This is a genomic window from Helicobacter sp. UBA3407 (genome assembly GCF_949747025.1).
Classification (GTDB): domain Bacteria; phylum Campylobacterota; class Campylobacteria; order Campylobacterales; family Helicobacteraceae; genus Helicobacter_D; species Helicobacter_D ganmani.
Map to the genome: position 1 here is coordinate 1 of NZ_CATKCB010000192.1, position 7,065 is coordinate 7,065.

8 protein-coding genes are annotated in these 7,065 nt (G+C 40.1%); 7 read left to right on the forward strand and 1 reads right to left on the reverse strand.

What is annotated here, in order from left to right; translation table 11 throughout:
- Positions 1 to 126 precede the first annotated feature (126 nt).
- From Q1553_RS07060 to Q1553_RS07080, 5 genes are all read left to right on the forward strand, one after another.
- Positions 127 to 756 (forward strand): UPF0323 family lipoprotein, encoded by a 630-nt coding sequence (locus Q1553_RS07060; RefSeq protein ID WP_115550684.1) that lies wholly within the window; start codon positions 127 to 129, stop codon positions 754 to 756.
- Between the two features lie 2 nt (positions 757 to 758).
- Entirely contained in the window at positions 759 to 1,928 is a 1,170-nt protein-coding gene (locus Q1553_RS07065; protein WP_298496958.1) for a glutathionylspermidine synthase family protein, read from the forward strand.
- 78 nt (positions 1,929 to 2,006) lie between these two features.
- On the forward strand, positions 2,007 to 3,326 hold the full coding sequence (gene hemL / locus Q1553_RS07070; RefSeq protein ID WP_115550686.1) for a glutamate-1-semialdehyde 2,1-aminomutase: 1,320 nt from the start codon (positions 2,007 to 2,009) through the stop codon (positions 3,324 to 3,326).
- On the forward strand, positions 3,316 to 3,705 hold the full coding sequence (locus tag Q1553_RS07075) for an AtpZ/AtpI family protein (protein ID WP_245944169.1): 390 nt from the start codon (positions 3,316 to 3,318) through the stop codon (positions 3,703 to 3,705). Before hemL ends, Q1553_RS07075 begins: the two co-directional genes overlap by 11 nt.
- Before the next feature lie 6 nt (positions 3,706 to 3,711).
- Entirely contained in the window at positions 3,712 to 4,260 is a 549-nt protein-coding gene (locus tag Q1553_RS07080; RefSeq protein ID WP_300667713.1) for a hypothetical protein, read from the forward strand.
- A gap of 16 nt (positions 4,261 to 4,276) precedes the next feature.
- Here Q1553_RS07080 and der read toward each other — a convergent pair whose 3' ends face one another.
- Entirely contained in the window at positions 4,277 to 5,680 is a 1,404-nt protein-coding gene (der, locus tag Q1553_RS07085; RefSeq protein ID WP_300764275.1) for a ribosome biogenesis GTPase Der, read from the reverse strand.
- Positions 5,681 to 5,796: 116 nt separating this feature from the next.
- Here der and Q1553_RS07090 point away from each other — a divergent pair, with 116 nt between their 5' ends.
- Together Q1553_RS07090 and Q1553_RS07095 are read left to right on the forward strand one after the other, a co-directional pair.
- On the forward strand, positions 5,797 to 6,690 hold the full coding sequence (locus tag Q1553_RS07090; RefSeq protein WP_297571529.1) for a DMT family transporter: 894 nt from the start codon (positions 5,797 to 5,799) through the stop codon (positions 6,688 to 6,690).
- Between the two features lie 75 nt (positions 6,691 to 6,765).
- Positions 6,766 to 6,936, forward strand: a complete 171-nt coding sequence (locus Q1553_RS07095) for a hypothetical protein (protein WP_297571530.1) — start codon at positions 6,766 to 6,768, stop codon at positions 6,934 to 6,936.
- The last annotated feature ends 129 nt before the right edge of the window (positions 6,937 to 7,065 follow it).

The following is a 7,065-nucleotide window of genomic DNA, read 5'->3' on the forward strand; positions in this document are numbered from 1 at the left end:
ATAAATAAAATTTTAAAAGAATGAGGATTTTTCCCAAAAAACTTGAAGTCAAGAGTTTATTATTTATAACTTATTCATAATTGTTTGGTATAATGCGCTGAATCTTTTAATTTTGGGAGTATTTAGATGAAAAAATATTTGAAAAAAATCTCTGACCCAAGAATCGTTGGTGCATTTAGTAAAAGTGGTTTAGGATTAGCTGCTGTGCTTCTTATTGTAGGTTGTGATAGCCCACAAGAAACAGACAAAAGTGGTATTCAAGAAGCAACCAAAAGAGGTGCAACCGTTACGATTGAGCGGCAAGCCGATGGAAGTTATAAAATTCTTGACGAAGTGCCAAGTGCGCAAACACGAGTGATTTTGCGCGAAAATGGAACGGAGCGAATCCTAAGTCAAGCAGAAATTGACCAAATTATCGCAGAAGAAAACAAAAAAATAGAAGCAGGCACTTCACAACTTACCAACCCAACAGGCGCAGGATTATCTCTAGGGGAAACGATTTTAGCAAGTGCAGCAGGTGCGATTTTGGGAAGTTGGATTGGAAGCAAGCTTTTCAACAATCAAAACTATCAAGCCCAACAAAGAACAAGTTATAAAACCCCACAAGCTTATGAACGTTCTCAAAGCTCTTTCAAGCAAAATGCAAATGCAAGAACAGGAACAACAGCAGGAAAAAGTGGGTTTTATTCTCCAAACAACACAGGTTCTACGCAGAATCGCTCCACAACAAGCACAAGACAAAGTTATGGTGGCTAAAAATGCAGATTTTGAATACGCAACCGCTTAATAATGCAGATTTGGAGGACTTGGGACTTAGTTGGCATACCGATGTAGATTCTACGCCTTATGTCAGTGATGAGATTGTAGAAATCAGTGAGGAAGAAGCGCAAGGATTCTACAATGCTGCAAATGAGCTTTATGATATGTATGCAGAAGCAGGGCAATATGTCATAGATAATGATTTGTTTTTTGAGCTTGGAATCCCATTTAATCTTGTGGAGGCTATTGAGCGAAGTTGGGAGGAGGAAGTGCATTGGCATCTGTATGGGCGCTTTGATTTAGCAGGAGGATTGGACGGCAATCCTATTAAGTTGCTAGAGTTTAATGCAGATACTCCTACAATGGTATATGAAAGCGCAATCGTTCAATGGGCACTTTTAAAGAAAAATGGATTCAAAGAATCTTTGCAATTTAACAATCTTTATGAGGCATTGGGAGATAATTTTAAACGAATGATTACTCTAGGAGAGGATATTTCCCATTTTAATGAAATTTATGAGGGTTGGAAGATTCTCTTTTCTAGTATTGCTGGAAGTGAGGAGGAGGAGCGCACCGTCAAACTCTTAGAAGTAATCGCAAAAGAAGCGGGATTTGAAACAAATTTTTGCTATGCGCACGAGGCAACATTGAGCGAAACAGAAGGCTTGAGCCTTGAGGGTGTGAATTATGAGTTTTGGTTTAAGCTGATTCCTTGGGAGAGTATCGCAGTAGATGAGCCGGAATTAGCGCAGCTGATGACTGCTATGATTGCAAACAAAAATACAATCTTTTTGAATCCTGCTTATACCTTAATGTTTCAAAGTAAGCGAATGTTGAAGATTCTATGGGATTTGTTTCCCAACCACCCCCTATTGCTTGAAACTTCCTACGAGCCACTCAATCAAAAGCAGGTTAAAAAACATGCCTTTGGAAGGGAGGGAGAGAGTGTAAGCATTTTGGACGCACAAGGAAAGATTCTCAAAAGTTGTAGCGGAGAGTATGACAACTATCCCGAAATTTATCAGGCTTTTGCAACGCAAAATCATCATAATGGAAGCCTTTATCAGCCCAATGTTTTTTATGCTTATGAAGCTTGTGCATTGGGCTTTCGCAAGGGTGGGGAGATTTTGGATAATATGTCCAAATTTGTAGCACATAAGATTAGGTAAGACAAAATGCAAGGCTGTTTTTTGGGGTTTTTAAAATTGTTGTATAGCTTTTAGCTATGGTATTTGTTAAGGAAAAAAATGGAATCTTTAAATCATCTCAATAGCGTTAATGACTTCAATGAAGCAAAACAAGTTATTCCCGGTGGCGTCAATTCTCCTGTTCGCGCCTTTAAAAGCGTGGGCGGCACGCCACCTTTTATTGCTAACGGGCGTGGAGCTTATTTAATTGATGAGGACGGAAATCGTTACATTGATTTTGTGCAAAGTTGGGGACCTTTGATATTTGGTCATTGCGACAAGGACATTGAAGAAGCGGTGATAGAGTCCGTGAAAAAAGGCTTGTCTTTTGGCGCACCCACGACTTTAGAAACAGCACTTGCTAAGGAAGTCATTAGCATTGTAGAGGAAGTAGAAAAAATCCGTTTCGTTTCAAGTGGAACAGAAGCAACAATGAGTGCGATTCGTCTTGCGCGTGCCTTTAGTGGCAGAGAGGATATCATCAAGTTTGAGGGTTGCTATCACGGACATAGTGATTCTTTGTTGGTCTCTGCGGGAAGTGGAATGGCAACCTTTGGCAATCCTAGCTCACCGGGTGTGCCACAAGATTTCACGCAACATACATTAGTCGCGCAATACAACGATTTAGCAAGTGTGGAATCCTGCATTACTCTAAGTCAAAAGCAAGGTAAGGGTGTCGCTTGCGTGATTGTTGAACCCATAGCGGGTAATATGGGACTTGTGCCAAGCGAAGTGGAGTTTTTGGAGGGTTTGAGAATGCTTTGCGATAAACACGGGATTCTATTAATCCTAGATGAAGTAATGAGTGGTTTTCGGGCGAGTTTGTGCGGTTCGCAATCCTTTTATAAAGTGCGAGGAGATTTGGTAACCTTTGGCAAAGTTATTGGAGGTGGAATGCCTGTGGGCGCATTTGGCGGGAGAGCGGAGATTATGGATTTGCTTTCCCCCAAAGGCGCAGTTTATCAAGCAGGAACTTTGAGCGGAAACCCTGTGGCAATGAGTGCGGGACTCGTTTCATTGCGCAAACTAAAAGAAGATTCCAAAATCTATGAGAGATTGGAGGGCTTAGCCTTAAAACTGACGCAAGGGTTGAAAAGTCTTTGTGCGGAGTTTCAGATTCCTTTGCAAACTTGCGTGCGCGGAAGTATGTTTGGATTCTTTTTTAACGATAAAAAGGTGAGAAACTTCCAAGACGCACTCAAGAGTAATACAGAAATGTTTGCGCGCTTCCATCAAGGAATGTTGAATAAGGGAGTTTATTTTGCCGCTTCGCAGTTTGAAACAGGATTTATTTGTGCTGCAATGAATGAGGAACTCATTGAGGGCGTATTGGAACGAGCACGAGAGGTTTTGTTGGAGATTCACACTTATGGTAAGTAAGCAAGATTTGCAATTCAATGAGGATATGGGTAACCAAACGCAAAAATCCAATCAGGGGGAATCGCAGAGTGAGGATTCCAAGCCCAAAGAGGAATTAAAATACAAAGATGCTCTGTTAGCTTATTCTAATGCAGCATTAGGAATCTCAATGGTTGTTGCTGTGCTGATTGGGGTAGGGATTGGCTATGGCTTAGAATCACTCTTTGGCGTGCGCTGGCTTTTTTGGCTGGGCGTTGTATGGGGAGTGTGTGCAGCAATTTTGAATGTCTTTAAAGCCTACAAGCGTCAAAAGCGCGAATTAGATGAACTTGCAAAAGACCCAAAATATGCCTACAATGCAAACAATCCAAAAGCATTTGATGATGAAGATGATGATTAAAGGCAAATGAAAAAGCTCTTTTTGTTTTTTGTATTTGCTGGATTAGTTTGTTTTTACTTTTGGATTGGCTTTGGCGGAATCTTTGCGCTCAATTTCACCTTTGCGATTCTGTCTTTTGCATTAATTGTTTCTATTGTGTTTTATGTGCAAAAGCGTAAGATTCAAGGCTTAATTCAAAATGCAAGTCAAGAGGAATTGGAAGCCTTAAGCGAAGCCTATAAAAGTAAGCAAGAAAGGGCGCAAGAGGAGGAAGAGGAATTTTGGGGAGAATTGCGACTACAAGAGGATTCCAAAGCTCCCACACAATCTCCACAAGTAGAATCGCAAGAGGACTTCAAGCCTACAAAAACGCGCTTTTGGCAAAATTTCAGTGCGCAAAATGCCAAAACAGGTGCGAAAATGTTTTTTTATCCTTTGCGACTTTTTGTGTATGGATTCCTTGTCGTTGGAATCTTGTTCCTTATTTCGCACCAAATCTTTGATTCTTTTGCCTTTTTGGGTGGCTTAATCTTTGCAAATGTCTTGGTTGTATCGTTTCTTTTTGTGAAAGACTGATTTTTTATGTGATACTTTAGGATTCCTCCTCCTCAAAATCATTTTTGCCCCGTGCAATAAAAAGAATACGCGTTCCGCTAAAATCAAAATGTTCGCGCAAGAAATTCACCAAATACCGCTTATAGCTAAAATGTAAGCTTTTAGGACGATTCATAATCAGCGCAATTTGTGGGGGCTTGATTTCAAATTGCGTTGCATAATAGATTTTTACGATTTTCCCGTGGTCGCTAGGGAGCGGGTGGTGCTTGGTGGCTTCCTTGAGGATTGCATTAAGCTTTGCAGTTGGAATCCTAAAGGCAAAATTGCGATAAACTTTTAGGATTTCTTCCTCTAGTTTTTGGATATGGCGACCATTTTTGGCAGAAATTGTAAGAATCGGGGCATATTCTAAGAACTTAAAGCGCAACTTAAAATCCTCTAAGATTCCTTTAAAATCCTTGTGCGCAATGTCCCATTTGTTTAAAACAACAATCACACCAAGCTTGTATTCATCTATCAATCCCGCAATTTTCTCATCTAATTCTACAAAAGGCGCAGAAGCATCAAGCACCAAAAGCGCAATATCTGTGCGCCCTAGCACCTCACGCGTGCGTTGCAAGGCAAATTTTTCCAAGCCCTCAATCTTGCCTCTTTTTCGGATTCCAGCAGTATCTACGAAATTGACTAATTGCCCTTTGATTTCTCCTTTTTCATCTACAGGGTCTATGGTCGTCCCAGCAATAGGGGAGACGATAGCGCGTTCGCCCCTAAGCAAAGCATTCAATAATGAACTTTTCCCTACATTGACGCGCCCGATGATTCCGATATTAATTAACTCTTCTTGCGCTTGCTGTGTGGAATCCTCGCAATCTTCTTGTAAAAACTCTAAACCCTCCTCTAAATCCTCTTGCGTTTCTTGATTGAAAAACTGCTCTAATGCGTCATTCTTAAGAGCCGATAGAATCGCGTTTTCAAGCTCTAGGATTCCGCGATTATGAGAAACGGAGACAAAAAACATTTGTTTTGCGCCAAACTCCATAAACTCCCACGCATTTTGTTTTTCTCTGTCATTATCAATCTTATTAACTACCAAAAAAATATTAGGATTTTTGCGCTCAAGAGAGTAAAAAATCTCTTTGTCTATTGCTTGGGGGGCGGTTTTGCCATCTACAAGATACAAAATCAAATCCGCATTTTCACCTGTTTGCAGAGAATGCTTTGAGACGTTTTGAAACAAAGCATCTTTGCTCTCTAATCCGCCGGTATCCAAGAGTAAAAAGGGCAAGTTTTGCAGAGAAATTGTTGCCTTTTTGACATCACGTGTCGTGCCTGCAATCTCTGAAGTAATCGCAATTCTTTGTTTGCAAAATCGGTTGAACAGCGAGCTTTTACCCGCATTGGGACGCCCGATAATCGCAATGCTTCCATAAAATTTATCCATTAAAAACCTTTAAATTAAAGTCTGATTTTACTTTAAGCTACGCACCTTTGTCAAATCTTTAGCTAAATTTTAGGCATAAGATTTTACGATTCTGCCAAAAATTTATGGAACGAATAATGGAATCTAATAAGCAAGCAATTCTTGCAATGCTTTTAGCAGGATTGCTTTTTACCGCTATGGGAATGTTTGTCAAAGTGCTTACACCAAACTTACCTGCCATAGAAGTGGCTTTTGCTCGGAATTTCTTTGGTCTGCTTTGGGTTCTTGTTGCCTTAATACTTAACCCTCCAAAAACCAAGCAAGGTGGCAAGCCTTTTATTCTCTTTTTTCGTGGATTTGCAGGAGGAAGTGCGATGATGGCATATTTTTATAATATGTCTGTAATGCCTTTAGGCACGGCTTTTGCATTTTCTTATACTTCGCCTATTTTTTTGGCACTTTTGAGTATGATTTTTATTCACGAGCGCGTGTCCTTAAGGATTTGGACAGCTATTTTTATGGGATTTGGCGGAATCTTGCTTATCTCCAATCCTCAAAGCATTGATTTAAGCTTTTTTGGATTCTTAATCGGAATTTACAGCGGGATTGGTGCAGCACTTGCGTATCTTTCTGTTGCAGAACTTGCCAAGAACTATGACCCGCGCATTATTATTGGTTCTTTGATGCTAAGTGGTTCTATTTTGCCGCTTTTAATGCAGTTTGTGCCTTATGAGAACTATCCTATCGCGTTATTTAAACCTTTTGTAATGCCGAACTTGCAAGAATGGGGGCTGATTTTTGGGCTTGGGGTCGTCTCTATGTATGCGCAAATTTATATGACCAAAGCTTATAGTTTAGGGAATCCACCAATGATTGGAGCGATTTCTTATGTTACAATCTTTATGGCAACTTTAGCGGGAATTATTCTAGGAGACCAAGTGCCACACGGCTTAGTTATCATTGGTATGATTTGCATTGCGTGCGGTGGAATCTTGGCTGCATTTTCAAGAAAATACAAAAAAGCAAAATGAGTTTGAATGTGTGATGAACCACCGCGACACTTTTATGCTATAATTCTGCCATTATTTAAATTATAAAGAGGGTTGATGTTTCACATTGTCTTTAATGCTGATGAAAATTACATAAAATACAATGCAGTTTTGATGATGAGTATTATTAAAATTGCATTGAAACAAACTTGCAAACAAGAGGCAACTAAAATCTCTCCCCCCCCCCGCAAGACTCTAGTGAGCAAGGCTATTGCTTCCATATTTTGAGTGATTCTCTTTCGCTCTGTACGCAAAACAAACTTCAAGAGCTTGAAAAAGAACTCAACGCTCTTTATCCTTGTCGTATTCTCATACATTTTCTTAGTGGCGAGGAGTTTAAGGATTCACCCAAATGGG

Coding starts and splice junctions, on each gene's coding strand:
- Q1553_RS07060 (WP_115550684.1), top strand. CDS start 127: ATGAAAAAATATTTGAAAAAAATCTCTGACCCAAGAATCGTTGGTGCA.
- Q1553_RS07065 (WP_298496958.1), top strand. CDS start 759: ATGCAGATTTTGAATACGCAACCGCTTAATAATGCAGATTTGGAGGAC.
- hemL (WP_115550686.1), top strand. CDS start 2,007: ATGGAATCTTTAAATCATCTCAATAGCGTTAATGACTTCAATGAAGCA.
- Q1553_RS07075 (WP_245944169.1), top strand. CDS start 3,316: ATGGTAAGTAAGCAAGATTTGCAATTCAATGAGGATATGGGTAACCAA.
- Q1553_RS07080 (WP_300667713.1), top strand. CDS start 3,712: ATGAAAAAGCTCTTTTTGTTTTTTGTATTTGCTGGATTAGTTTGTTTT.
- der (WP_300764275.1), bottom strand. CDS start 5,680: ATGGATAAATTTTATGGAAGCATTGCGATTATCGGGCGTCCCAATGCG.
- Q1553_RS07090 (WP_297571529.1), top strand. CDS start 5,797: ATGGAATCTAATAAGCAAGCAATTCTTGCAATGCTTTTAGCAGGATTG.
- Q1553_RS07095 (WP_297571530.1), top strand. CDS start 6,766: ATGTTTCACATTGTCTTTAATGCTGATGAAAATTACATAAAATACAAT.